This window comes from Pinisolibacter sp. (assembly GCF_036782435.1).
Classification (GTDB): domain Bacteria; phylum Pseudomonadota; class Alphaproteobacteria; order Rhizobiales; family Ancalomicrobiaceae; genus CALBKH01.
Window position 1 is genome coordinate 61,879 of sequence record NZ_DAIPZB010000009.1, and the last position, 25,837, is coordinate 87,715.

24 protein-coding genes are annotated in these 25,837 nt (G+C 65.1%); 18 read left to right on the forward strand and 6 right to left on the reverse strand.

All coding sequences use genetic code 11. From position 1 onward, the window contains the following. Position 1: 1 nt before the first annotated feature. The 6 genes from V7Q42_RS05695 (at position 2) to V7Q42_RS05720 (ending at position 6,481) form a co-directional block, all read left to right on the forward strand. On the forward strand, positions 2-1,054 hold the full coding sequence (locus V7Q42_RS05695) for a DotH/IcmK family type IV secretion protein (RefSeq protein WP_333822988.1): 1,053 nt from the start codon (positions 2-4) through the stop codon (positions 1,052-1,054). Positions 1,055-1,068: 14 nt separating this feature from the next. After that, entirely contained in the window at positions 1,069-2,169 is a 1,101-nt protein-coding gene (locus V7Q42_RS05700) for a DotG/IcmE/VirB10 family protein (RefSeq protein ID WP_333822989.1), read from the forward strand. Continuing rightward, positions 2,166-2,408 carry a hypothetical protein gene (locus V7Q42_RS05705; protein WP_333822990.1) on the forward strand — a complete coding sequence of 81 codons (243 nt, stop codon included), beginning with the start codon at positions 2,166-2,168 and terminating at the stop codon, positions 2,406-2,408. Before V7Q42_RS05700 ends, V7Q42_RS05705 begins: the two co-directional genes overlap by 4 nt. Positions 2,409-2,410: 2 nt before the next feature. Next, positions 2,411-5,374 (forward strand): hypothetical protein, encoded by a 2,964-nt coding sequence (locus V7Q42_RS05710; RefSeq protein ID WP_333822991.1) that lies wholly within the window; start codon positions 2,411-2,413, stop codon positions 5,372-5,374. 44 nt (positions 5,375-5,418) lie between these two features. After that, positions 5,419-5,790, forward strand: coding sequence for a hypothetical protein (locus V7Q42_RS05715; RefSeq protein WP_217926889.1), 372 nt, complete (start codon positions 5,419-5,421; stop codon positions 5,788-5,790). An 85-nt stretch (positions 5,791-5,875) separates the two neighbouring features. Further along, a complete protein-coding gene (locus V7Q42_RS05720) occupies positions 5,876-6,481 on the forward strand; it encodes a recombinase family protein (RefSeq protein WP_333823027.1) in 606 nt (201 codons plus the stop codon). A 69-nt stretch (positions 6,482-6,550) separates the two neighbouring features. Here the strand turns inward: V7Q42_RS05720 and V7Q42_RS05725 are convergent, their stop codons facing one another. Beyond that, positions 6,551-7,453: a LysR family transcriptional regulator gene (locus tag V7Q42_RS05725; protein ID WP_333822992.1), complete on the reverse strand. Its 903-nt coding sequence runs from the start codon at positions 7,451-7,453 to the stop codon at positions 6,551-6,553. 126 nt (positions 7,454-7,579) lie between these two features. On the opposite strand from V7Q42_RS05725, the gene V7Q42_RS05730 reads away from it, so the two are divergent. From V7Q42_RS05730 to V7Q42_RS05755, 6 genes are read left to right on the forward strand one after another with little or no spacing between them, the layout of a single operon-like run. Then, entirely contained in the window at positions 7,580-7,975 is a 396-nt protein-coding gene (locus tag V7Q42_RS05730; RefSeq protein ID WP_333822993.1) for a (R)-mandelonitrile lyase, read from the forward strand. 15 nt (positions 7,976-7,990) lie between these two features. After that, positions 7,991-8,389, forward strand: a complete 399-nt coding sequence (locus tag V7Q42_RS05735; RefSeq protein WP_442958165.1) for a carboxymuconolactone decarboxylase family protein — start codon at positions 7,991-7,993, stop codon at positions 8,387-8,389. 25 nt (positions 8,390-8,414) lie between these two features. Then, the gene (locus V7Q42_RS05740) at positions 8,415-9,431 is read left to right on the forward strand and encodes a zinc-dependent alcohol dehydrogenase family protein (RefSeq protein ID WP_333822994.1); all 1,017 of its coding nucleotides are present in this window, start codon (positions 8,415-8,417) and stop codon (positions 9,429-9,431) included. A 10-nt stretch (positions 9,432-9,441) separates the two neighbouring features. After that, the gene (locus V7Q42_RS05745; protein ID WP_333822995.1) at positions 9,442-9,678 is read left to right on the forward strand and encodes a tautomerase family protein; all 237 of its coding nucleotides are present in this window, start codon (positions 9,442-9,444) and stop codon (positions 9,676-9,678) included. Positions 9,679-9,694: 16 nt separating this feature from the next. Next, complete coding sequence (locus V7Q42_RS05750) at positions 9,695-10,159, forward strand: cytochrome P460 family protein (RefSeq protein ID WP_333822996.1); 465 nt, start codon at positions 9,695-9,697, stop codon at positions 10,157-10,159. A 1-nt stretch (position 10,160) separates the two neighbouring features. Then, on the forward strand, positions 10,161-11,354 hold the full coding sequence (locus V7Q42_RS05755; protein WP_333822997.1) for an arabinose transporter: 1,194 nt from the start codon (positions 10,161-10,163) through the stop codon (positions 11,352-11,354). 198 nt (positions 11,355-11,552) lie between these two features. Here the strand turns inward: V7Q42_RS05755 and V7Q42_RS05760 are convergent, their stop codons facing one another. The 3 genes from V7Q42_RS05760 to traA form a co-directional block, all read right to left on the reverse strand. After that, the gene (locus V7Q42_RS05760) at positions 11,553-12,176 is read right to left on the reverse strand and encodes a nucleotidyl transferase AbiEii/AbiGii toxin family protein (protein ID WP_333822998.1); all 624 of its coding nucleotides are present in this window, start codon (positions 12,174-12,176) and stop codon (positions 11,553-11,555) included. A 44-nt stretch (positions 12,177-12,220) separates the two neighbouring features. After that, positions 12,221-12,472 (reverse strand): hypothetical protein, encoded by a 252-nt coding sequence (locus V7Q42_RS05765; protein ID WP_333823000.1) that lies wholly within the window; start codon positions 12,470-12,472, stop codon positions 12,221-12,223. Positions 12,473-12,607: 135 nt separating this feature from the next. Next, on the reverse strand, positions 12,608-16,072 hold the full coding sequence (gene traA, locus V7Q42_RS05770) for a Ti-type conjugative transfer relaxase TraA (protein WP_333823001.1): 3,465 nt from the start codon (positions 16,070-16,072) through the stop codon (positions 12,608-12,610). Between the two features lie 242 nt (positions 16,073-16,314). Here traA and V7Q42_RS05775 point away from each other — a divergent pair, with 242 nt between their 5' ends. The 5 genes from V7Q42_RS05775 (at position 16,315) to V7Q42_RS05795 (ending at position 21,054) form a co-directional block, all read left to right on the forward strand. After that, entirely contained in the window at positions 16,315-16,626 is a 312-nt protein-coding gene (locus tag V7Q42_RS05775) for a mobilization protein (protein ID WP_333823002.1), read from the forward strand. Continuing rightward, positions 16,619-18,559 carry a type IV secretory system conjugative DNA transfer family protein gene (locus V7Q42_RS05780; RefSeq protein WP_333823003.1) on the forward strand — a complete coding sequence of 647 codons (1,941 nt, stop codon included), beginning with the start codon at positions 16,619-16,621 and terminating at the stop codon, positions 18,557-18,559. Before V7Q42_RS05775 ends, V7Q42_RS05780 begins: the two co-directional genes overlap by 8 nt. A 247-nt stretch (positions 18,560-18,806) precedes the next feature. Next, positions 18,807-19,532, forward strand: coding sequence for a helix-turn-helix transcriptional regulator (locus tag V7Q42_RS05785; RefSeq protein WP_333823004.1), 726 nt, complete (start codon positions 18,807-18,809; stop codon positions 19,530-19,532). Between the two features lie 81 nt (positions 19,533-19,613). Then, positions 19,614-20,258, forward strand: coding sequence for an acyl-homoserine-lactone synthase (locus tag V7Q42_RS05790; protein ID WP_333823005.1), 645 nt, complete (start codon positions 19,614-19,616; stop codon positions 20,256-20,258). Between the two features lie 34 nt (positions 20,259-20,292). Then, on the forward strand, positions 20,293-21,054 hold the full coding sequence (locus V7Q42_RS05795; protein WP_333823006.1) for an enoyl-CoA hydratase/isomerase family protein: 762 nt from the start codon (positions 20,293-20,295) through the stop codon (positions 21,052-21,054). A 238-nt stretch (positions 21,055-21,292) separates the two neighbouring features. On the opposite strand, the gene V7Q42_RS05800 is transcribed toward V7Q42_RS05795, so the two are convergent. Then, positions 21,293-21,688 (reverse strand): transcriptional repressor TraM, encoded by a 396-nt coding sequence (locus tag V7Q42_RS05800; RefSeq protein WP_333823007.1) that lies wholly within the window; start codon positions 21,686-21,688, stop codon positions 21,293-21,295. 1,321 nt (positions 21,689-23,009) lie between these two features. After that, the gene (locus tag V7Q42_RS05805; RefSeq protein WP_333823029.1) at positions 23,010-24,089 is read right to left on the reverse strand and encodes an IS5 family transposase; all 1,080 of its coding nucleotides are present in this window, start codon (positions 24,087-24,089) and stop codon (positions 23,010-23,012) included. A 69-nt stretch (positions 24,090-24,158) separates the two neighbouring features. Between V7Q42_RS05805 and V7Q42_RS05810 the strand changes: the two genes are divergently transcribed. Then, positions 24,159-25,294 (forward strand): IS3 family transposase gene (locus V7Q42_RS05810; protein ID WP_333823008.1). Its coding sequence is split into 2 segments (ribosomal slippage): positions 24,159-24,426 and positions 24,426-25,294, totalling 1,137 coding nucleotides; the frame shifts between segments, so codons are not numbered across the junction. Positions 25,295-25,837: the final 543 nt, after the last annotated feature.

Below are 25,837 nucleotides of genomic sequence, written 5' to 3' on the forward strand. Positions count from 1 at the left end.
CGTGATTGCCTTCGCTTGGGCCTCGACCGCCGCCGTCGCCCAGACCGCGACGCCGGAGGCGCCTCCGACCGCCGTGGTGCCGCCGCCGATCGTCGCTCCACAGCCCGTCGTCGCACCGCCGGTCGCGCAGAACGGGCGGCCACCGGTGCGCGAGTTGACCGCCGGCGAACTCGCCGAACTGCGCGACCGCATGGTGCGCCAGTCCGGGGCCCAGATCCTCTCGCCGGGCGACATCGGCGTCATCCGCGACCGGGTCGTCGCCGCCGACGGGGCCGCGCGGCTCGGCACCGGCACGCCGCCGCAACCCCGCGCCCGCGTCCTCACCATCACGCCGGCCGCCGCGACCGCCGCACCCGATCAGTTGAACCTCGCCTTCGGCGTCGTGACGCCGGTCACCTTCACCGACGCGGCGAACCGGCCCTGGCCGGTCGCCTCGGTCGCCTACGATCCGCGGATGTTTGCTCAGGACGGGGCCGGATGCGGCGGCGGCAACGGTAGCGGCGGCGGAGCGGGTGGCCTCACCGACCGCCCCTCGACCGTCAACCTGATGCCCTGTCGCGTCGACACTTGGGGCAACGTCTCGATCCAGCTCGAAGGCTACCCTTGGCCGATCGTGCTGATGGTGCGCTCGGGCGCCCGCGAGCCGATCGTCGACGTGCCCGTCACCGTGCGCATCACCAAGTCCGGCGCCTCGCCGCTCGCAGCCTCCGGCGTCTCAGGCCTCCCGGCGCCGACGACGACCGCGACCATCCCGAAGATGCCCCTGGCCGGTGTCCCGAAATCGCCCGCCGGCATCGACGGTTCCCTGATCGCCTTCGCAGCCGGAACGCCGCCTGCCGGGGCCTACCGCATTCGCGTCGCCGGCGACGGCGATGTGCAGGCCTGGCTCTTCCGGGATCGGCTCTACCTGCGCGGTCGCATCACGCTGATCAACCCGGTCCACGAGGCGACCGCCGATCGCGACGACGTCCACGTCTGGCGCCTCACCCCGACCGCGCGCGTTCTCGTCGCCCGCGAGGACGGGACCGAAGTCGCCCTGACGCTCGCCTACTGATCCGAGGACGTTCCATGAACAAATATCTCGTCATCGGCGGCCTCGTCGGCACCCTCTCGGTCGGGACCGCCGGCATTTTGCTCATCCCGAAGAAAAGCACCGATCTCGGCGGCACCTCCGCTTCCGAGCTGAGGGGGACACCCCCCAATCCGCAGAACGAGCCGATGAAGGCGGTCGGGCCCAAGGAGGCCGACCGGCGCGCCGCCGTCAACGGTGAGCAGGCTCGGGCCGCAGCCGACAAGGGCCAGTCCTATGTTTCGAAACCGGTGATCTCGCGGTCGTCGAATGCCGAGCTCGGCGAGATGCCGGAACGTCCGGTCGCTCCCGCCCCGGCGCCCGCGCCCCCGCCTCAGCCGCAGATCGTCTACGTCCAGGTGCCGGTCCAACCCGAACCGAAGGCCGACCAGTCGCAGGTCGCCGCGATCAACAGCCAGATCCAGGCGCTACTGACGCCGCCGACCGGACAGTTCACCGTGCGTACCTACCAGAAGGGCGAACGGCCGAAGCCGACGGCCGCGGTTCAGCCGGTGCGTGTCCGCATGGTCGCCCGCGCCGGCGACGTCGCCACCGCGACCCTCGATCGAGGCTTCAATTCGGACGATCCGGCGGCGCCGATCTTCGCCACCATTCAGGACATCGACGAATACGGTCGGCCCGGGCCGCTCCACGACGTCCGCATGATGGGCAAGATCACCTACACCAGCGAACAGGGCGCGATCGAGTTCGATCAGGCAGTGCTGCAGGACGGCCGAACGCTGAAGTTGAAGGCGGTCGCCATCACTTCCGGGACGGGGCGCACCGGCATCGCCACCGACGTCGACCACCACTATCTCGAACGCTATGGCAGCCTCGCCTTCGGCGGCCTCGTCCAGGGTGTCGGGCAGGTCGGGCAGATGCTGGTGGCGCAGAACTCGACCACCACCTCGACCGCGTCGTCGACCACCACCTCCGGCAACTCGGTCAACTGGGGTCAGGCGGCGATGGGCGCGACCCTGCCGCTCGGCCAGGCGCTGACGGCGGCGGCGAGCCAGAACTTCAGCCGCAAGAACACGATGTCGGCGGACGGCCGGACGATGATCGGCGTCCTCTTCCTCGAACCCGTCACCGTCCAATGAGCACGATCCAGTCGGTCCTCGACGGGATCATCGGCTACGGCGAAGGCGCGGCCGCGGTCGTCGCCGGCGGGCTCGGCGTCGTCGGCATCGCGCTCGCGGGACATGCCGGCATCGCCCTCTATCGGGCGATCGACGAAGGCCGGCCGGTCCTCGGCCACCTCGTCGGCCTTCTCGTCGGCGCGACCATGACCATCGTCGCGATCGTCGCCGGCTGGATCAGCCTCCAGATCGTGGAGTGAGCATGCACACCGCCGACCGCTTCTGCGATCTCGCCGGCTTCCACCCCGACCGGCTCGAACCCGTCGTCTATGCCCACGACGGCTCCTGCTGCACCCTGATCGAGGTCGACGGCACCCGCACCATCGTCTCCGACGAGGAGTTCGAGGAAGCCGCGATCCTGCGCATCGCCGGCTCGCTCGCGCAGATCCTGAAGCGGCCCGGGCACAATCTCTCGATCTCCTTCGAGAGCTCGCTCAACACCCACGCCGACATCGAGACCCTCGCCACCGCCCAACTCCGGTCGGCCGAACAGAAGGGGCTCTCGCTCGAGGCGATCGTCGAAGAGGGGCGCGTCGTCCTCGAACGCCGTGCCCGGCGTGAACGCATCCTCGTCGCGGTATGGACCCGACCGGACGCCGCGATCTCCGAGGAACTCGCCGAGGAGATCAGAGAGACCCGCACGCTCTGGCGATCGTTGCCGCCGGCGAGTGAAGCCCAGAACCCGTTCCTGAAGCTCGATGCCCTCGAAGGCCCCCACGCCGCCTTCGTGAAGAGGGTGGTCGAAGCGTTGACCGATGCGCGTCTTCAGGTCCGCGTCCTCGGTCCCGAAGACGACGGATCCCGACGCGATCTCAACGAGGTCCGTCGGGCGATCCTCTTCCACGAGACCCCGACGGTCTGGCGACCCTTCGGCCCGGGCACCCGCGCCCATCCGGCGGCGAAGGAGCGGATCGACGACGACGTCGGCGCCTTCTTCGCCCCGACGGTCGCTCGCCAGATCATGACTGCCAACGCCGAAGCGTCTTCGGACCTGCGCACGATCGCCGTCGGCGGCCGCCGCTACGCGCTCGCCGTCATGCGCATGTTCCCGGCGACGATCCTCGCTTTCGACCGACTGCTCGAAGCCCTTCTCCAGCGCTCGTCGCGATCCGCCGACCTGCCGTTCCGTGTCTGCCTCCACATCGAGGCACCGAACGACGGCGGCATGGCGATGAAGCTGCGCAAGGTCGCGGCCGGTCTCATCGCCTGGGCGAGCCCCTCGAACCGCAACCTCTTCGAATCCCTGCGCACCCTCGAGGAGATCATCGGTCGCGACAGCGAAGCGATCGTCAAATGCCGCCTCACCGCCTGCACCTGGGTGGAGCCCGGCGAGGAGCCGGGACGGCTCGATCAGCGCCGCTCCACCTTGAAGAATGCGTTGATGACCTGGGGCGACGCGCTGATCGCCGACGCGCCGCACAATCCTCTGCGCGCCCTGTGCGAGACGATCGCCGGCATGAACTACCGGGCGAGCGTCGCCCCGGCCTCGCTCGCGCCCCTCGGCGATCTCGCCGTCATGTTCCCGTTCCACCGCACCGCGGAGATCTTCCGGCAGGGGCAGACCATGCTCCTCAACCCCGACGGGCGGATGATGCCCTACGAAGCGCTGAGCCCGGAGCAGCTCTTCTGGCTGACGCTGATCTTCGCCACACCGGGTTCCGGCAAGTCGGTTCTGATGAACCGCCTCAACGTCGAGTTCGCTGCCTTCCAGCCGAGCCGCGTCCTCCCCTTCCTCGGCGTGATCGACGTCGGCGTCTCCTCCTCCGGCCTCATCGAACTCATCCGCAACGCCCTGCCGCCGGAGCGTCGCCACGAGGCCTATTACGTTCGCCTCCTCAACGACCATGCCCACGCGATCAATCCGCTCGGCCTCGGGCTCGGCCGGCGGCGGCCGTTGCCGCGCGAGCGGGTGTTCGTCGAGAACTTCCTCGCCACGCTCCTCGATCTGAAACAGGACGGGTCGGAGCAGCTGATCTCTCGCCTCGTCACCCGGCTCTTTCAGCTGAAGTCCGATCTCGAGTTCGGATCCTCGCCGGCGATCTACCAGCCCGGCATCGACGCCGAGGTCGATCGCGCCATCCGAGACGCCGCCATCGTCGTCGGCGAGCGCACCCGCTGGTGGCGGATCGTCGACGAGTTCGTCGCGCTCGGCCGCATCCTGCCGGCGATGCGGGCCCAACGTTACGCCGAGCCGATCCTCGAGGATCTCGCCCGCGTCCTCGGCGAGCGGATCATGACCGAGGACTTCGGCGAAACCCTCGTGAAGTCGGCGCAGCGCGCGCTCGAATCCGCCATCGAACGCTTCCCCGTCTTCGCCCGGCCGACCCGCCTCGATCTCGGCGAGGCGCGCGTCATCGCCATCGATCTCAACGACGTCGCGCTGCGCCACAAGGCGCCCGACGCCGAGCGCAACAACGCGCTGATGTTCATGATCAGCCGTCACGCCTTCCTGTCGAAGATCTCCGGCCATGCCGAGGAGATCGGCTCGATGGATCTGCCGACCGAACCCGATGTCCGCGCCAAATACGTCGCCTTCTGGGAGAACCGCTACGCCGAGATCGCCGAGACGCCGAAGCGCCTCTGCATGGACGAGTACCATCTGACCGGTGGCGTCGCGACCATCGCCAAACAGGTGCTCTCCGACGTGCGCGAGGGCCGCAAATGGGGGCTCGAGGTGATCCTCGCCTCGCAGCTGCTCGCCGACTTCGAAGTCCTCGCCGACATGGCCTCGACGGTGATGATCCTCAACGCCGACAGCAACGAGCTGCGCGAGGCCGCTAGGAAAACCTTCGGCTTCTCCGATGCGGTGAAGCGAGCGCTCGAGCGGCAGGTTCACGGCCCCCGAGGGTCACGCGGCGCCAACTTCCTCGCCCGTTTCAAGCTGCGCGACGAGGAGCGCTGGGTCGTCCTCAACAACTCGCTCGGACCGCGCATGCTCTGGGCCCTCACCACCCGCGCGGAGGATCGGCAGGTGCGTGACGAGCTCTACCGCCGGATGGACGTCAACGAGGCACTCCGCGTCCTCGCCACCCGCTTTCCCGATGGCACCGCCCACGACACCTGGAAGAAGGTTGCCGGCCGCCACCACGACGCCGACGACCGGATCGCCGCGATGCTCGCCGATGAGATCATCGCTCAGATCATGCGCGGCGAGATCCGCACCTGACCCTCTCCTCCCGATCCCTCGACCAGCCCTCGAAAGGAACCCTCATGCGCATCCGCGACCTCGTCCCGATGGCGACGATCTATCTCCTCTCCATCCTTCCGGCCGGCGCCGTCGACCCTTCCGCTCCCCTCGACGTCCTGAACCAGGCCCGCACCAAGGCTTCGTCGAGCTCGCTCAACACCACCTCGCTCACGAGCTCCTTCTCCAACATCGGCCTCTTCATCATGGGCGCCTTCGGGCTTGCCGGCATCGGGCTCGCCGGGATCTCCGGCGTGAAGCTCTACCACGCCTCCCAGAACCCCGATGGATCGCGCGAGCACGTCGGCCGCTCGATCGCCGGCATCGTCATCGGCGCCGGCGTCACCATCATCGGCGTCATCATCGGCGTGATCACCAACTACATGACCGGCTCCTGAGTCCACGGGTGGGGCCGGCGCGCCGGCCCTCCCTCCGGAAGAAAGATCGCTACCTCCCTGCAGAGATCCTTGGAGTTTGACGAACATGCTCGTCGGCTACATCCGCGCGTCGTTCGACGACGGTCGCGAGACGACGGTCCTCCAACGCGACGCGTTGATGGCGGCCGGAGTCGATCCGAAGCACGTGTTCGAGGAGCCCTCGTCCCCGCCATCCGACGGCCGCGTCGCGCTCGAGAAATGCCTCGCGGTCCTCGAGCCGGGAGACAGCCTCGTCGTCTGGCGGCTGGACCGGCTCGGCCGCTCGATGCCGGATCTCCTCCGGACGATCGAAGATCTGCGGCGGCGAGAGGTCGGGTTCCGCTCCCTGGTCGAGAAGATCGACGCCGGTGCTGCACACGGCGACGCGTTGTTCGACGTGGTCGGCGCGCTATCGCGATGCGAGCGCACCATCAGCCGCGAACGCATCCTCACCGCCGTCGCTGCGATCGGACGGAAAGACCGAAGGGGAGGGCGCCCCAATGCCATCGATCCGCGCACGATGGAGGCCGTGCTCGATGCCCTCGACAAGGGTGTCGGCAAGACGGAAGTCTGCCGCAGCTTCGGGATCGCTCGATCGACGCTCTACGAGACCCTCGGGCGGATAGGCTGGGCGCAATCGAAGCATAGACAGCCGCTCGACCGAGAGCTCTGATCGCATTCAGGTAGTTCATCGATCACGCTCGCTTCTCACCCTCCACTACTTCAGCAGAGAACGACCTGTTCACGCGACCGGCTCGCGATATCGAAGTGCTTCAATCAGAAGCGCAAAGGCGGATGAGGACTGCCGGCGGGTCGGATAGTATAGGTGGTATCCTTCCCAGTGAGGGCACCAGTCTTCGAGAACACGAAGCAGGCGGCCTGTGCTCAGGTGTGGAGCCGCCATGGCCTCGGGAACGAAGGCGAGCCCAAAGCCGGCGAGTGCGGCAGTCATCACCTGGAAGATCCCGTTGAAGGTGAGCTGGCCGTCGACACGGACACGCAGCTCTTGCCCGCCCTTCTCGAATTCCCAGGCGTATGTGTTGCCGTAGGTCGGTAGCCGGAGGTTGATGCAGCGGTGATCGGTCAGGTCCTGCGGAACAGCTGGAGAGGCGTTCGCCGCAAAATACTCCGGTGCACCGACGACGGCGAACCGCGCCGCCGGACTGATCGGTACCGCAATCATGTCCTTCGCCACGACGCCGCCCAGACGGATGCCGGCATCGTAGCCGGAGGCGGCAATATCGGTCATGCCGTAATCGATCGTGATCTCGATCTTGATGTCGGGATATGTCTTCAGGAACGGTTCGAGCTTCGGCCAGAGAAAATAGTCGACCGTGAAATCGATCGCCGAAATACGAAAGGTCCCAGCGGGTTTCTCCCGAAGTTCGCGCAGTGACGCGAGTTCCGCTCGGATCTCCTCGACACGAGGCCCCGCCATCGCGAGAAGACGTTCACCCGCTTCCGTCGGTGAGACATTGCGCGTCGTTCGTATCAACAGGCGAACGCCCAGCCGTTCCTCGAAATTGCGGATGGTCTGGCTGAGGGTCGGTTGTGCCACGCCGAGCTTGGCGGCGGCGCGTGTGAAACTCCGTTCCCGAGCCACGGCAAGAAAGGCAACCAGATCGTCGAGGGTTTCGTGTGGCATTCATTGGCCCTGCCTATGAGCACAATTCGATTATAGCATCTAATCGGATGACACGGACGGGGCTACAACCTTCTTCGAAATTCACGTCCGGCGGCTCAGTCGAGATCGCCACGGGAGAAGGTATCCATGAACATCACGCGTTCCGGCGCCACGCCGTCCGTCAAAGGTCCCGAAGACTGGTTCAGCGGCACGGTTCGTATCGACCCCTTGTTCGGTCCCGCGGACCCGGCCCGGGCGACGGGCGGGGCCGTCACTTTCGAACCGGGTGCTCGCACCGCTTGGCATACCCACCCGCTCGGCCAGACGCTCATCGTTACGTCCGGTTGCGGCTGGGTGCAGCGCGACGGCGGACCGATCGACGAAATCCATCCGGGCGACGTCGTCCGGTTCGAACCCGGCGAGCGGCATTGGCACGGCGCTGCGCCGACGACTGCCATGACACACATCGCGATTCAGGAGCAGCTCGACGGCAAGGCGGTCGATTGGCTCGAAAAGGTATCCGACGAACAGTACCAACGTTGAAACGAAGAGGTACTCATGGATCGCCGTTTCTTCGTCGCTGGATCCGCCGCACTGGCGGTCGGCGCTCTCACAGCAGGGGACGACGCGATGGCAACTGCACCGTCGAACGCGCGCAAGAACTTTGGTGACATCGCCCCGGCGTTGGCCGACTACACCGACAAGGTGCTGTTCGGCGACCTCTGGGAGCGACCGAACTTGAGCCCGCGAGATCGGAGCCTCGTCACGGTCACCGCGCTCATCGCGCTCTACCGGCACAACGAATTGCCGTTCCATTTGAAGCGTGCGCTCGAAAACGGCGTGACCAAGGACGAGATCGTCGAGACCATCACGCATCTCGCCTTCTACGGCGGTTGGCCGGTCGCCAACACGGCCTTGCCGATCGCACGCAAGGCCTTCGAAGAAGCGGCGAAATGAACGATCGAGCAGAGGAGTGAATCCGATGAAAGCCACCATGCTCCACGGGGCTCGTGACATCCGCTTCGAGGCGGTTGCCGTACCCTCCATCGAAAAGCCGACCGATGCCGTCATCCGCATCGCGGCCACCTGTGTCTGCGGCTCCGACCTCTGGCCCTATCGCGGCATCCAGCCCCTCGCCCAGCCGACGCGGATGGGCCACGAGTACTGCGGCGAGGTCGTCGAGGTCGGCAGTGCAGTGACGACGGTGAAGCCGGGTCAGTTCGTCATCGGCTCGTTCTTCGCCTCCGACGGCACCTGCCCGAACTGCCTGGCGGGCTATCAATCCTCTTGCGTTCATCGCGAGCTGGTCGGCAATGCCCAGGCCGGCATGCTGCGCGTGCCGCTCGCCGACGGTACGCTGGTGGCGACGCCCGAGATGCCGCCGGCTTCGATGATCCCCGATCTCCTGACGCTCTCCGATGTGATGGGCACGGGCTGGTTTGCCGCGGAGGCGGCGGAAGTGGCGCCGGCCAAGACGGTGGTGGTGGTCGGCGACGGCGCCGTCGGCCTGCTCGCCGTATTGTCGGCGAAGCTGAAGGGGGCGGAACGGATCATCGCAATGAGCGGGCACCCCACGCGGCAGACGCTGGCTCGCGAGTTCGGCGCCACCGACATCGTCGCCGAGCGCGGAGAGGCCGGCATCGCCCGGGTGATGGAGCTGACCGACGGCGTCGGCGCCGACTGCGTTCTGGAATGCGTCGGCACGCAGGGGTCGTTCACGCAAGCCATCGGTTGCACTCGCAAGGGCGGTCACATGAGTTTCGTCGGTGTGCCGCACGGGGTGAGCCTCGACGGCGCGGCGTTGTTCTTCGCTCATATTCATCTGCACGGCGGTCCGGCGCCGGTCCGCCGCTTCCTTCCCGATCTGATCGACCTCGTATGGACCGGCAAGATCCACCCGGGAAAAGTGTTCGATCTGGAACTGCCGCTGGAGCAGGTGGCCGAGGCCTACCGCGCCATGGACGAGCGCCGGGCGATCAAAGCCCTGCTGAGACCGTGAGGAAGCGGCGATGCCGCACGTCGTCATCAAACTCTGGCCCGGCAGATCGGAGCAGCAAAAACAGAAGCTCGCCGATGCGATCGCCGAAGCCGTCATGTCGATCCTGAACTACGGCGAGGCCTCGGTGTCGGTCGCCATGGAAGAGGTCACGCCCAGAGACTGGGCCGAGAAGGTCTTCAAACCCGACATCACCGGAAAGCCGGAACAGCTCTACAAGAAGCCGGGCTACACGCTCGCCGATCTCTAGGTCACCGAGGATCCCCATGAACAGGTCCCTTTCATTGCGCGCAGCGATCGCTGCGGGCCTCGCCTTCGCTTGCGTCGTCGCGGTTCATGCGGAAGACACTCCGGTACGGTTCCCGTCGGGCTACGCGAAGGGCGTGCATTACGCGACGATCAATCGCGGCGACACTCGTGAAGAACTGTTTACCAGTCGGGAGGCCGTCGATGCGTTGAAGGCGGGCAAACCGCTGCCGAGCGGCACCGTCATCACGATGGAAGACTATCGCTCCGACGTCCTCTTCCGTTACGTCGTTCTCGAAAAGCGCATCGGTTGGAGCACCCTACATCCACCGGGACTCCGTACCGGTGATTGGGAGTTCCAGTGGTTCAATCCGGATCGCACGGTCAAGACCAGCGAAAACCTCGATCGCTGCCGTTCCTGTCACGTGTCGCAGGCCTCGCAGGACTACCTCTTCACGTCGGACCGAATTCGGAGCGTGCCCTGACATGCCCCGAGCCTCGGACGCCGCAACGCCGCAAAAGACCGTCGTCGCCGAACTGACGCCGATCTTCGCCGTCGTCCTGATCGCGTTCCTCGCGATCGGGCTCGGCCTTCCGGTGCTGCCGCTTCACGTCCACCACACCCTCGGCTTCGGCCCCGCCATCGTCGGCCTCGTCACGGGCAGCCAGTTCGCTGCTTCTCTATTCTCGCGCGTCTGGTCCGGCCGGACCTGTGACGTCCGTGGGGCGAAAACCGCAGTCTCGATCGGTTTGGCAGCAGCAGCGGCCGCTGGATTGATCTACCTCGCGTCGCTCCAGTTCGCCGCGAACTCGACCACCTCGGTCATCGTCCTCCTGGTTGGCCGAGCCGTACTCGGCGGCGCCGAGAGCTTCGTCATCACCGGAGCAACGGTCTGGGGGCTTGCCCGCGTCGGTGCCACCAACGCCGGCCAAGTCATCGCATGGATGGGCACGGCGATGTTCGCCGCTTTCGCGGCCAGCGCACCAATCGGTGTGGCGATCTACGATCGCACCGGCTTCACAGGCGTCGCGGCAGTCACCATGCTCGCATCGCTCGCGACGTTGTTGCTCGTGGCGCCGTTGCGCGATCAACAGAAGCCGGATCGCCGGGAACCTCACGGCATGGCGGCAGTTCTGAAGACGATCTGGTTGCCCGGCCTCGGGGCCGCGCTCGCCAGCGTCGGCTTCGGCGTCATCCTGTCCTTCGCTTCGCTTCTGTTTGCCGAGCGTGGTTGGATGCCGGTTTGGCTGGCATTCACCGCCTATGCGGTCGCGCTCATCCTCGCGCGCCTGCTGGTCGGTCACCTTCCCGACAAGCTCGGCGGAGCCAGGGTCGCACTCGTTTGCGTCGTGCTGGAAGCGGCTGGTCTCGCGCTCATGGGGCTGGCGTCCTCCATCGTTCCGGCCGCGATCGGGGCCGCATTGACCGGCCTCGGTTATGCGCTCGTATTCCCGGGGCTCGGCGTCGAGGCGGTGCGGCGCACCCCTCCCGAAAGTCGAGGCATCACCATGGGCGCCTATACCGCCTGTCTCGACCTTGCGCTGGGGATGACGGGTCCGGTGCTGGGCATCGTCGCTGGTGGCGTCGGGCTCGGGTCCACCTTCCTGGTCGGAGCGGCCTGTGTCCTTTCGGCGTCGTTGGTGGCACTGCAATTGCTGCGTCAACCAACGCTTCGATGACCCTGTGACACTGAAAATATTCGGTCTCTTCAGCGAGGGCGTCAGCAAGTCGAGAATCTGCCACCGCCCGAAATCGCCCGATCGACGCTCTACGAGACGCTCGGGCGGATCAGCTGGGCGGGCTCAAGGGAAAGACGGGGCCGCTTGATAGAGAATTCTGGCAGAAGTTCGTGAGCTTTGCTCCCATCGACCCAGCGTTCAGCCGGCGACGACGCGCCGAAGAAAGGTGATGACGACATTCTGAGCCGTGTCCGGCAGTTCTTCGAAACCGCTCTGGATCATCAGCTTGCTCATGATGCTCGTCGCTGATGACGACGAGAAGCGCTCGGCGGCCGAAAGAGCGACACGACACGCGTCAACGTGCGCCCGCAAACCCGCTTCGAGTTCATCTGAACCTCGCCGCAAGAGGACGGCGGCAATATCGAACATGTCGCGTGGTTGCAGGTGAGAACCGCGATAGACGAGCTTCTTCGTGATGATCTCCAGCGGGGTCTCGACCCGCACCATCCGTCCGCGCACCTCCGTCTCGACCGTCGGGTTCTCCGATAGGGAGCCGGTGCAAATAAAGTCGATTTCTCCGATCCCATCGAAGGACAGCTTGAGAGATCGCGTCCCGTCGCTGTCATAGGACGACGGCGCCACATCCATCCGATAACCCTGAGTGTTGGGGTTCAGGTAGGGCAGAATCTGCGGGTCGTCGACGAAGAGATCTATGTCGTGGCTCTGTCGGTGCCCGATCTGCAGCATCAGAGCCGTACCGCCGCCGAAAGTCCACGCGCCGACAATATCGCCCTCGCCATTGGCCTGATCGATGATCAGCATCGCTTGGTCGAACAGTTCACCCCATCGACTGGGGTTCGGCGTGTTCACGAGCGAACAGCCAGAGGCAGCTCATAACCGGCCGCGTCGGAGAAGAGGGCCGCAACTACGGCCGCATCGGCCTTGCTCACACCCATTTCTTCGATGAATGCGGCCTGGAGCCTGGGGCTCACCTCGGAAAAGAAAGCAAAAGTCGGTGCGTCGAAGACCGCAGCGCTCGCCGGATCCTGAAGCCTGTCGGCGAGTTCACGCGCCGACACCTTCACGCCATAAGGCGCGGTCACGGTCGTCAGCACCATGGAAGCCACCGGGGACATCGTCGTCACGCTCTCCGCATGCTCTGCTCGGCCACGAGCCGATTTCTTCCGCATAATATAGACCGAAGACCTTGCTGGAACAAGAATACGGCGGCCTTCCTCCCTCGACGCCCTCGCTCACATCGACAACCCGGACTCCTCCGCCTTTTCCTCCTCGAGGAAGCGTTCGATCACCCGCCGGCTCTCGACCTCACGCCCCTGCACCTCGATCGGTCCGGCTAGATCGCGGAGGGCGTCAAGGTCGGTGCTTTCCGGCACCACGCGTCGGATCCGCTCGATGTCGCCCGACCACAGTTCGCGCCGTTCCTCCGGCGTGAACCGACGCTCGACCGCGGCCCGGATTGTCGTGATCTCGTCGGCGAGCTTGCCCTCCATCGGCTTCTTCTCGGCGAGTGCCACCCGAAGCTCTGGAGATGGCATGGGCACGACGCGCGCACCCCGTACGTTGGCGCCTCGGACCTGCTCGCGGTATTCGCTCTCGATGAAGTTGCGCACCTCGACGAACAGCGCACCGATCTTCGCGAGCCGCGACACGGCGAGCTGTGCGGCCTTTCGTGGTTCGTCGATCTTGCCGAACCAGCCGGCGGCACCCTTCAGCCCGCCTGCGAGTTCCGGCGCCGCCGCAGTCCTGTCGAGTTCCGGCTGAACATCATCGAAGCGCCGGCGCGCGACGAGATCGTCGATCCTCGCCTGCAGCGCCTGCGGATCGCGATAGGCGAGCACCAGATCCCGAGCGACGTGGCTTCGCACACGATCGATCGCCGCCGTCCAGGCTAAGGGGACTTCGGCCCGATCGAACCTGCCGAACATGTCGTCCATGGTTGCCTCCTTCGCCGGCGCCGCCGGCACGAGTTCCCCGACCGGGGCTGCTTCGTCCAATGCCTTCGGAACCCCCTTGGAGACGACGATCTCGCTGACGATCCCGAGACGCGCGGCGATCCCGCGCCGATCGGCGAAGTCCCGACCGTAGTCGAGCGTGTTCTCCTTGGCGCCGGACCGCGACAGCCGATCGACAAGACGGTCGAGCAAAAGCTCCTCGGCGCGGTGAACCTTCCAGCCGTTGCGTTCGACCATCGCCCCATTGGGCAGCGCGACCGGCACCTTGCCGAGATGTTCGAGCCGGATGCGTTCGCCGATGTTGGGTTTCGCGGCTTCGATCGCTCGGCCGAGGTCGACGCCCCAAGTCGTGTGTCGCTCGCCCCTCGCGTTCTCCAGCGTCACGAACCAGCTGTCACGGTTCGCCGGATTGTTCTCGTAAGGCGCCCGTCCGTGTGCGACGAGAACGCCGGCTCGCCGATCGGCGAACTCCTCCGCGCCGGCGTAGAGCCGCACGTCGGATCGATGCCTGGTCATCGCCACATAGGTCAGATGCCGGTCCATCGTATCGGAGGCCAGGACGAAGGCCCGGTCGACCGTCGCCCCCTGCAGCTTGTGGACCGTGGTGGCGTAGCCGTGATCGATGGCTCGATAGGTCTCGATCGGCACGACGACGGTATCGTCCCCGCGACCGTCGAGGGCGACGACCAACCGATCGGGATGGACCTCGGCGACGCTGCCGAGCATGCCGTTCTTCACCCCGAGATCGGCGTCGTTTTCGAGGAAGACGACGCGATCGGACGGCGCGAAGGCACGGAGACCATCGTTCGTCTCGAAGGCCCGCTCTCCCGCTTCGATCCCGCGGGCGAGTTCTCCACGTTCTTGGAGCGCGGCGCGGATCTCGTCGTTGATCGCCCGGGCGTCGACACGGCGATGCGCCATCGCCACACGGCTCGCGTCAGGATGGACCTCTCGATCGGCGAGATAGTCGGCGACGAGCGTGCTCCGGGCGCTCTCGCGCGTGTCGTCGAACCGCACCGCACCTCGTTCTGCATAGGCACGAAGACCCTCCGCCGTGCGATGGGTGGCGAAGGCGACCGACGCCTCCCTCTGCCAGTCTTCCCGCTGTCTGCGAATCTCCTGAAGCTCGATGTGCCCGACCTGCTCGGCGATGGCGCGGAACGGCGCGCCGGCGGCGATCGCCTGAAGCTGCTCGTGATCACCGACCAGCACCAGCTTCGCACCGCGCCGTTCGACCTCTTCGACGAAGCCGGCGAGCTGGCGCGAACCGATCATGCCGGCCTCGTCGACGACGAGAACGTCACCCTTCTCCAGAAGATCGATCTCCTGCGCCCAACGCCGCTCCCAGGAGGCCAGCGTCCGGCTGCGGATGCCGGCGGATTCCTCGAGCCCTTCGGCGGCCTTGCCGGCGAGCGCAGCGCCGAAGACACGACGGCCTTCCGCCTCCCATGCTTCGTGCGCCGCCGCGAGCATGGTCGACTTGCCGGCACCGGCGAACCCGACGACCGCCGCGATGCGCCGTGGCCCGGTGACGTGCTCGATCGCCTGTCGTTGCTCGGCCGACAATCCGGCCCGCGCGACACGACGGTCGCGCTCAGCGATCGTCATCTCGCCGCGCGTGACCTTGCCGGAGCAATCCGACGCGACCGCCTTGCGGATCGCGTGGTCCTGATGCTCGATCGCCCGTGCCACTCGCCGCGTGGCGACGCGATGCGATGCGTCCGCCGACAGCCGCTCGGCCGCATCGGCGAGCCGCCCTTCGAGGTCGACCATCTCACGCGTCGAATACCGCGCCGGCTCGATCTTGACCTCCTCGGTCTTTCTCTCTGCCTGCAGTTCGACCAAGAGCGGCGACGCCATCACGGCAGCCAAGGCGTTCTGGAACACCTGTACGTCGTCGACGTAACGGTGAAGGACGCGGGCGACGTCGCGCCGATCGAACACGCTCTTCTCGTTGGTGAGAAGCGCGAGAACCTCGTCCGGCTTCCGCCGGATCAGCTCGGCGTTGCGCCGAAACGCCTCCGCGTCGAGCCGCGCCCGCGAAACCTCCCGACCGACCCTGGCAAGCTGGGTCGCGTGGACACCGACATGCCGTGTCGGCTCTATCCCGAGCCCCAGCGTTTCGTGCGAGCGATGGTCGATCCGCACGTCGAGGCCGGCGGCCGCGAGCTTCGCGTTCGCCAGGGTCTCCCAGCTCTGCCGTAGCTCCTTCACCTGCATCTGCGTCGTCGCGCGCCCCTGCGACAGCAGCCATTTGTTCTGTCGCTCGAGATCGGTCTTCGCGCCGAGCCCTTCCGCCGAGACGACCCGCGTCGTCATCAGCAGGTGGGCGTGGTGGTTGCGCTCGTCCATCTCGTCATGGGGAACATGGATCGCCACGTCGACGGCGACGCCATGCCGATCGGCGATGTGCTGCGCGAACTCCTGCGCGAGCTCTTTGCGCGCATCGGCCGACAGCTCGTGCGGCAGCGACACCTCCACCTCACGGGCGACCCGCGCATCCCTGCGCGTCTCCTTTCGCTCGGCCTCGTTCCACAGGAGCGACCGGTCGCGCGCCCAGGCTGCCTCTGTTCCCTTCGGCAGCACGATCTCGACGTGGGAGACACCGCGCTTGCCCGTGTAGTCGTGAACGACACCGTCCCGCTCGTTGACGAGGCGCGTCGCCGTACGATAGGCGGCGGCGGCCACGGCGCTCCGCCCGGAGCCCCGAGAGATCGGCTTCATCGAGGCGTGAAAAATCGCCAAAGACAGTCTCCATTTCCAGAATAGAGCTATCCACGATCCGTGTTGCCGGCAACACGTAAGTGCGCCCTTGTGTCCTTCCTCACTTCGTTCGGTCGTAACGGTGTGTCTTCGTTGCATAGGTTTCCGTACGACTGTCTCGATTGCAATGCTGTTCTTCTTTCCATATGCCATTTCCACGGATGAACCGTGTCCATGGCACCGAGGTGTAGCCTCGGCATATTCGACCGGAAAGGAAAGAACCAATGGCGCGCAAGAGCATCGAGCAGCGATTGGCCGAACTCGAAGCCAAGAAGGCGACGCTCAAGGCGCGACTGACGAAGCAGTCCCGCACCGAGGACACACGGCGCAAGGTCCTGCTCGGTGCCTTCCTCCTGCATCGCCTCGAGAACCGGGCCGACGACGAGACCGTCAAACTCGTCTCGACCTGGTTGCGGCGTGAACTGCCCGGCTTCCTCGTCCGCGATGCCGATCGTCCGCTCTTCGCCGCGTTCGTCGCCGGCGGGGCGATGGCCGGCGACGAGATGACCGACACCGTGGCATCGGTCGATGCCTGAGATCGACGAGCTCGTCGCCACGATCTGGCGCGTCGCCGTCGCCTTCCTCGTCGTCGCGGTTCTGGTGACACTCGGCCCCTGGGCCGCGGATGCGTTTCGTGACGGCGATCCTCGGCTCGCTGCCCTCTTGGATCGCAGCACGCGGCTCGGCATCGCCGCCTTCCTGTCTCTCTGGTTCTTCGTCACGACGATCGGCATTCGCGTGCCGCGCATCGCCGCCTTCACCGGGACCGCTTCGGCAGTCGCGATCGTCTCACTCGCCCTGTGGGCTTACGGTCCGACGATCGTGCGGCTCTACGCCGTCCCCGGCTTCGATCTCCCGATCACCGATCGCGCGATCGTCGCCGGCTGCATGCTCTGGCTGATCGGCTGGGCTCTCCTCGTCCGAGTGGCTGCCGGATCGGCGGGACGGACGCACGATCCGGTCGAACGGCATCGCGCCGCCTCGTCGGTCTACGGCGACGCGCGGTGGGCGACGATGGAACAGGCCGCGGCCGCATTGCCGGCCGCCGGATCGATCGTCGTCGGGGAGCGCTTTCGGGTCGATCTCGAACCCGATCTTGCGATGAGCTTCGACCCTCGCCGCTCAGACACCTGGGGACGGGGAGGGGCGGCACCACTCCTCGCCTTCGATCTCGAACGCGGCATCGGCAGCGGCCACGGTCTGGTGATTTCCGGATCGGGCGGCGGCAAGACCACGGCCAATGTCGTTCCGACGTTGCTGCGTTGGCCGGGCAACGCGGTCGTTTTCGATCCGTCGATCGAAGTGCTGCCCATGGTGCGCGACGCGCGGGCCACCTTGCGCGACGAGCCGCGCCACATCTTCACGATCGATCCGAACGATCCGGCCGGGTCGGTCGATCTGCTCGACTGGATCGGCACCGGCACCAAGACCGCCGAAGAGGATATTGCGACGGTCGCGAGTTGGTTCGCCGGCTCGAAGACCGAAAGCCGCGATCCGTTCTTCGCCCAGATGGCCGAAGCGCTGATCCGCGGTCTCCTCGCCCATCTGACCCTGTCGAAATCGGAAACCGACCGCACCCTCCGGCGCCTGCGCATCCTGATGTCGGAGAGCCACGATCACTTCCAGACGACGACGCTGGAGGCGATCCTGAAGGAGTGGGCGGTCGACAGCTACGTGCATCGCCAGCTCGGACCGTTTCGCGGCATGCACGGCGCCACATTCTCCGGCATCTATTCCAATGCCGGCGACATGACGAACTGGCTCGCCTTCCCACGCTTCGCCGACATGGTGAGCACCGCGACCGGCTGGAAGACCACCGATCTCGCGACGAAACACGTCGACGTCTTCATCAACCTGCCGCTCGCCACCGTACAGGAGCACCCCGGCCTCGGTCGCGTCGTGCTCGGCGCGCTGCTCAACAGCGTGCATCATCACGACAGCGTTCGTCTCGCCAGCGGCGACGAGGCGGCCGTGCCGCTCTCGAAGCGCGTTCTGTTCCTCGTCGACGAGGCCGCCCGCCTGCAGAACATGCAGGTGCTGACGCTCGTGCGCGATGCCGGTCGCAAGTACCGGGCGACCCTCGTCATGATCTACCAGTCGCTCGGGCAGATGGACGCGATCTGGTCCGAAGACGGCCGCGTCGCCTGGATGGACTCGGCGTCGTGGATTTCGTTCTCGGCGATCAACTCCAACGAGACCGCGAAATACGTCTCCGACCGTTGCGGCACGATGACCGTCGAGGCGACGTCGCGCACGGTCGGCGCGAACGCGCGAGGCGCCACGAGCTCGGCCAGCGTCTCGGTCCAGCGGCGCAACCTGATCAATCCCGACGAGGTCATGCGGCTTCGCGGCGACGAGCAGATCGTCTTCGTTCTGGCTGAGCCACCGATCCGATGTGGTCGGGCGTTCTGGTTCAGGCGACCGGAGATGCGCGCCGTCGTCGCCGAGAACCGTTTTCACGCCGGATGACACCGCACCGGTTCCGACGATCCTCGATGAATTCGAGCACTGCCGAGCTTCCATTTCTGGGAGGTCCGCCATCCTGCTGCCGTAGGTTGAGCCTACCGAATCGAGTTCGCGATTCGGCTCGAGGTCGTAGCCGGTCCGAGGGTCGCCGCCGGCTCCCCTCGGGCACGACCGCGACGCATCACCGTTCGTGCCGAAGCCTCGATCGTCACGATCGGTCGGCGCCGTTCAGAACCGGAAGACCCGTCGCGTGGCCGACTACGACGAGACCCTGGCGTTCATCGCGTCCATCGACGACGCCCCGACAGCGGATGAGGTCTGCCGTCGCTTGCTCGGGTTGAGCAGCCGCTTCGGCCTCACCGGCGTGATCGCCGGCACGATGCCGGGATCCGGCACACCGCCCTCCGACCAACAACGCCACATCCTGCTCGATGGGTGGCCCGACGGTTGGATCGATCGCTATGTCCAACGCGACTATGTCCACATCGACCCCGTCATCGAGAGAATCCGCAAGGACCGCAATCCGTTCATGTGGGACGAGGCACCGATCGCGCCGACGCTTCGGCGAGAAGCGGCGACGATGAACGGAGAGGCCCGAGAATTCGGGCTGGCCGGTGGAATGGCCGTGCCGCTCGTCACGCTCGAAGGGAAAATCGCTTCCGTCTCCTTCGGCGGCCATCACATCGAACTCTCCCCGGACGATCGCAGCATGCTCGCGCTCGTGTCCATCTATGCCATCGGTCGGGCGTTTCGTCTGAGCCGGCCGACGTCGCCGGCCCGGCCCCTTCTCTCACCTCGTGAGACCGAGGCCATCCGCTGGGCTGCCATCGGCAAGACCGACTGGGAGATTTCCATGATCATGGCGATTTCCGAGCACACCGCGGCGCGCCATCTCGCCAACGCGAAACGCAAGCTCGGCGCCGCCAATCGTGCTCACGCCGTCGCCGAAGCGATCCGCGCCGGCATCGTCCGCTGACGAAATCAATACCCGGATCCCGCAATTGGCGCCCCCGCTGCATTGAACGATGGTCCCGGCCTCTCGACACAGGAGGTCACCATGATCATCGCAGTTTCCGGAGCCGATCAGGCCGAGTTCCCCCACCTCTTCGAGCAGTCGTCGCGGCTACGCCACCAGGTGTTCGTCGAAGAAATGGGATGGGAGGACCTGCGCCGCGCCGACGGCCGCGAATTCGACCAGTTCGACGACGAACATGCGGTCCATCACTTCTGCGTTCGCGATGGTGCCGTCGTCGGCTATCAGCGGATGCTGCCGACGACGCGTCCGAACCTGCTCTCCTCCGTCTTTCCCGAACTCTGCGAGGGCACGCCGCCGTGCTCCGATCGCATATGGGAGCTCACCCGATACTGCGTCGCGCCCGAACATCGTGACGGGCGGCGCGGTGTGTCGACGGCCGGCTCCGAACTGATCGCCGGTTTCGTCGAATGGGGCATGAGTTCCGGCATCGACAACGTCATCATCGAGTTCGAGCCGATGTGGGTCCTACGCGCCATGCAACTCCAGTTTCTCGCCCGCCCGCTCGGCTTCCAGCGAAAGATCGGCAACCAGCAGATCGTCGCGACCCAGGTCGGCTTCGGCCAGCGCACCATCGACGCCATCCGCGCGTTCCGTGGGGCTCACGCACCCGTCTTGGAACTCTGGGGCCGGCTCGGCGAGGCGACGCCGCAGGCCCTGGCCGTCTGAACAGGAGATGGAACCGGTAGGCTGGAGACCCACGATGACGAAACTGTCCTTCGCTCGCCCGAGCACCACGATCGCCGAAATCATCCTGCCGGCGACAGGAGTGCTGGCGATCGACGATCTCGATTGCCTCGCCGATCGGCTCGAACGCGCCAATGGCGACGAGGCGCTCCGCGTTCTCGTCGTTCGCAGCGCCGCCGACGTCTTCTCGTCCGGAGCTGATCCGGCCGAGCTCGCTGCGATCGACGACCTGGCCGGGCTTTCGGCGACGGTCACACGCTTCTTTGAAGCGCTGATCGGATGCGACAAGATCTTGATCGCCGCGGTCGACGGTCCTTGCACCGGTCTCGGCATGACGATGCTGCTGCATTTCGATGCGGTTCTCGCGACCGATGCGGCGCGGTTCTCGGCGCCGTTCGTGGAACTCGGGCTCGTGCCGGAAGCCGCCTCGACGCTCCTGGCGGTGAGGAGGTTCGGCTATCTCCGTGCCTTCGACATCTTCTGCGGGGGAGGGGAGATCGACGCCGCCGAGGCCATGTCGATCGGTCTCGTCGGCGAGCATGTCGCGAGAGGCGAGTTGCTGGCAATCGCACGCGAGCGTGCGAGCCGACTGGCGCGCAAGCCGGCGGCCGCCCTCGCCGCCACCCGGCGGTTGTTGCGCTCGACCGAAGAGGCGAGGGCACGTTGTCGTACCGAGATCGAACTCTTCGAAGAGTGCCTCCGATCGGCGGCGACGCGTCGCCGTCTCGCCCTCGTCGGACATCGCCGGACGACGGAACGCCGGGAGGCGGCCGCATGAGCGGCCGTCAGACGACGAGAAAGGCCGACGCCTTTCCGCGAGGGAGCCTCGCCGATTGGATCGCCGACGAGATTTCCGCCGTCGAAGCCACGACGCGGGGGCGATATCCTCGGACTTCACATCTGCTCGTCCTCGCACTCGAAACATTGGCCGCGGAAGTGTCGAACGAGCCCAGCGATCGATCGGCGCCCGATTGGACATCGTGAGACCCGCGACGCGGACCGGTCGACCCGGGTCCTCAGAGCGCAGTTGAACGCGCGGCCGGTCGGCGACGACCGCCGTGCGATCTACCACTTGGAATCCTCTTCTTCGGGTTCATCAAGCCGTCCGTAGAACCGGGGATGAAGCCGAGCCGATCGATCAGGAACGCGAGCTGCTCTTGTGCAATCTTCGCCGCGGCTTGGCGCCGCTGATACTCATCCCGCAGATCCCGTGCCTTTACCTCAGCCTCCGAAAGGACACGCTCGGCATGGCGCCACGCTTCGTAGATGGCCTGATCGTCGGCGATCTGACGACGGTTTTCGTCTAGAGCGTCGCACGTAGCCCGTTCGAGATCGGCTGCGCTCAGCCGCTCGATCCGCTCCCGCCAACCAACATCAGCGCTCGCCGTCGGCAGGTTCCCGAATCTCTGCATTGTGTCGGGGCTCGAAGTTGGTTCGCGGTGCGCCCCCGCCAACACGATCCCTGATCCCTAGCCGGGGGGTGGAAAGTCGAACAAGCCGACTCCTGAGACCTTTAGCACCGAGGCACCTGGACATACGTCACAGGCCCCCGGCCTTTCGGTCAGAGGATCTCGGCGCCATAACGGCCGGCGCCAGCCGTCTTGTTCAGGGTTTCCACACCCCGGAGCAGCGCGTACTGCCCGTCGGCACTATAGGCTGACGCAGCGAGTCTTGCCAATCTTTCGCACGGATGACGAAGCAGTCCGCTCGCATTCGGTGATGACCGGCATCATTCGCGAGCGCTGGATATTCGTAGCCATGGAAAAGGCCACTGACCTTTATCCGAGCGTTCAATTTTTGTTGATTTTTTGTTAATCTATGCTAATATTTAAGTCGTGTTCTTGTGCCAGAAGGTGTTGCCCATGCCAACACAAGCTTCGGTAGATTTGCTCCCTGTATCGTTAACTTACTCGGAAGGGCTTCTTAGCGTATTGCTCTTGGTTGCTGTCGTATTTTGGATATTTCCCGCGCAGGAATACATTACGACGCTGCAGAGGATCGGCTATTCCGCTGCTATTGTCGGATTGACCTCTGGTGTTGTAACGCTCATCGTCCCATTCGTAAAACTTGTACCAACTCCACGCGATCGGAGCGCTGCAGCCGAACCGACGACGCCGCAGGGACCAAGTGTCGTCGTCCTTATTAATAATGGGCCAGGGCAATCAACCACTCCCGTCTGCGCTCCAGGGGCGCCTGTCGCCGCCCCGATGACACCGAGCTTCACAGCGATTCAAGTGCCAGCCCCAACCGCACCAGTTCAGCCAATAATCCCGGCTCAAGCGCCCACTCATTCGCCTCCTCAGGCAGAACCTTCAGGACCTACCTATCGGCCTAGCCCAGGCCAGCCTACGCCGGCGGTTATGCGCACACTCACCGCCCGGTACGTGAAGCACGGAACAGAGACACTCAACATCATAAGCCCTACCTATGCCCCCTTAGAGGAGGGGTCTGGCGGGGATGCCGCAATGAACTGCGATCGGAATACCGGCTGGGGCATACAAAACATCAATGGAAACACAGTCGCCTATACGTGTGATTCCATGCGGAATACACTTCTCTCTGTAGAAGGCAGTGGCTACACCGCAACGTTGCAGCTGGACGGTTCTATCAACAGGTCTGGGGGCTTGCGGATAGGCTGATTTCGGCACCGCAGCGGCGGACCGAAGCGACGACAGGCCGGTCGTGGTCGGCGAGGATGTCGGCTGGCCGGCCGATGGCTGGCTATGCCTCCCCTCAAGCGGCCTCCCTTCGCTGAATGAAGAGCAAGCGGCGGATGTTGTAGACGAGGTTCACCAGCCCGATCCTGGTCGTCGCTCGGGCGATGCCGATGGTCCGGACGACGAGGCCGATCCTCGTCTTCTGATCGGCGAAGACGTGCTCGACCCGGCTGCGGATCTTGGATTTGGCGTTGTTCGCCCGCCGAGTGCGCTCCGGCATCGGCCTTCCCTTCGGCTTCTTGCGATGAACCCTGCTGACGAAGCCGTTGTCCTCCATGAAGGCCTCGTTGACGGCGGAGCGATAGGCGGTGTCGGCCCACACCGTCCGCGCCGTGTTGGTCGTGTCGAGCAGACCGTCGCGCAGCACCGCGCCCTCGTAGGCGGCCGCGTCCGTGACCTTCCATGTCCGGATGAAGCCGTGACCGACGTCGATGGCGACGTGGTTCTGGTAGCCGAAGGAGGGAATGGCGATGTCGACCGGCGGCTTGGTCCCGTCCGGCCGCTCCTTCGCCTTGGTGAACTTCACCGTCCACCGAGCGTCGCGGTCTTTGTGCCGGAGTTTCGCCGGCCGGTTCTTCCAATCCTCGGGAACGCGACCCTCCTTGATGGTCCGACGTTCTTCGTCGGTGTTGCGTTGCTTCGGCGCCACGACCAGGCTGGCGTCGACGATCTGGCCCGACATGGCGATGTAGCCGGAAGCCCGCAGTGCTGTCTCGAAACGGGCGAACAGGCCCTTGATCGCGTCCGCCCTGGTGAGCTTCTCCCGAAACAGCCAAATCGTCCGGGCGTCGGGCACGCGGTCGTCGAGGCCGAGCCCGAGGAAACGCATGAACGACAGCCGGTCGTTGATCAGGAATTCGGTGCGCTCGTCCGACAGGTTGTTGGTGGTCTGGATGACCAGCACCTTGAACATCAGCACCGGGTCGAAGGGGGGGCGGCCACCGCGCTCGCCCGTCGAGTAGTTCAGGGCGGCAGCGAGATCGGGGCGGAAGATCTCGAAGTCGACGGCGCGCCCGAAGGCCTCCAACTGATCGCCGAGGTCGCTCAGCCGCTTCAGGCGATCGTCGAAATCGAAGAAAGAGCTGGCTTCGGGAATTTGAACAGGTCCGTTGAGTGGTCTTTCCGCCTGTGAGCAGCCAAGATGGCTTGGCGAACAGGAGAGAAGATGTCGAGACGACCGCGCCGGAACCACACCCCTGCCTTCAAAGCGAAAGTGGCGCTGGCTGCCATCAGGGGCGAGAAGACGCTCGCCGAACTGGCTCAGCAGTATGACGTCCATGCGAACCAGATCACGACGTGGAAGTCGCAGCTCCTCGACGGTGCTGCCGGCGTGTTCGGGGCAGAGACGCGACCCGATCCCGAGACGCCGCCGATCGACCTGAAGGCTCTCCACGCGAAGATCGGCGAGTTGACACTGACCAACGATTTTTTAGCCGGAGCGCTCGCGAAGGCCGGCCTTCCGAGCGCAAAGCGATGATCGACCCTGCGCACGAGCTGCCGATCTCCAAACAGGCGGAAGCTCTCGGGATCAGCCGTGGCAGCGTCTACTACGTGCCGAAGCCGGTGCCGGCCGTCGATCTGGCGATCATGCGGCGGATCGACGAGCTTCATCTGAACTACCCGTTCGCGGGCAGCCGAATGATGGCGGCTCTGCTGGCGAACCAGGGCGTCGATGTCGGTCGCCGCCATGTCCGAACTCTGATGAAGAAGATGGGGATCGAGGCAATCTACCGGAAGCCGAACACCTCGAAGCCGGCGGTCGGGCACAAGATCTATCCGTACCTTCTTCGAAAGCTGAAGGTGGAGCGGCCGAACCAAGTCTGGGCGGCCGACATCACCTACATCCCGATGGCCAAGGGCTTCGTCTACCTCACGGCCGTCGTCGACTGGTTCACCCGGCGCGTCCTGACATGGCGGTTGTCGATCACGATGGAGGCCGAGTTCTGCGTCGAAGCTCTCCAGGAGGCTCTGGCCCGCTACGGCAAACCCGAGATCTTCAACACGGATCAGGGTTCGCAGTTCACGTCGGCCGCCTTCACCTCGGTGCTCACCGACGCCGGCGTGGCGATCAGCATGGACGGCAAGGGGTCTTGGCGGGACAACGTCTTCGTCGAGCGGCTTTGGCGGTCGGTCAAATACGAGGAGGTGTACCTCCGCGCCTACGCCACGGTCGCCGAGGCCCGCGCCTCGATCGGCCGCTATCTCGGCTGGTACAACGGTTCACGTCCACACTCGAGTCTTGACCGGCGAACTCCGGATCAGGCCTACTTCAACAACACGCCGCTCCTCGCGGCGGCATGAACGAGGCGGGAACCCACTCAACGGACCGGGCCTGACTGTTCAAATCAGCGAGACCACCTCTGAACCCGGGTGCCTTGCCCATCGCATCGCCTCCAACCCATCGGAGACGATCGAATCAGAAAACGGCCAATTCCGCCAGGTTTTTAGAACCGTCCAGCTATATTACGAGGATAATCCGAATACGCTATCGTTACCGATAAGGCTTTCTTTTACAAAAAACTCAACAGATGGACTTGATGAAAAATATAATGTTGGTTCTCTAGTTATAGATGATCGCGTAGATCGAAATACATTTTTATTTAAGTTAAATTCTACCGCTGTTTGTCTACTAAGACACTCAGATTTCGTGACGGTTCACGCTGCAAATGGAACAATTGAGACGCTCAATCTCGCGAAGTCTAGCACCTCTATATATGCCGCGTTGTCACGCGACTTCCCAGACTTAGCCACTGCCGCACCTGAGAATAGGAGTTGTGAGTGATGACCTCCACCGGAGCTTCGCAGGCGAAAAATTGTATTTGAATTACAGGGCATTGTGAGGTG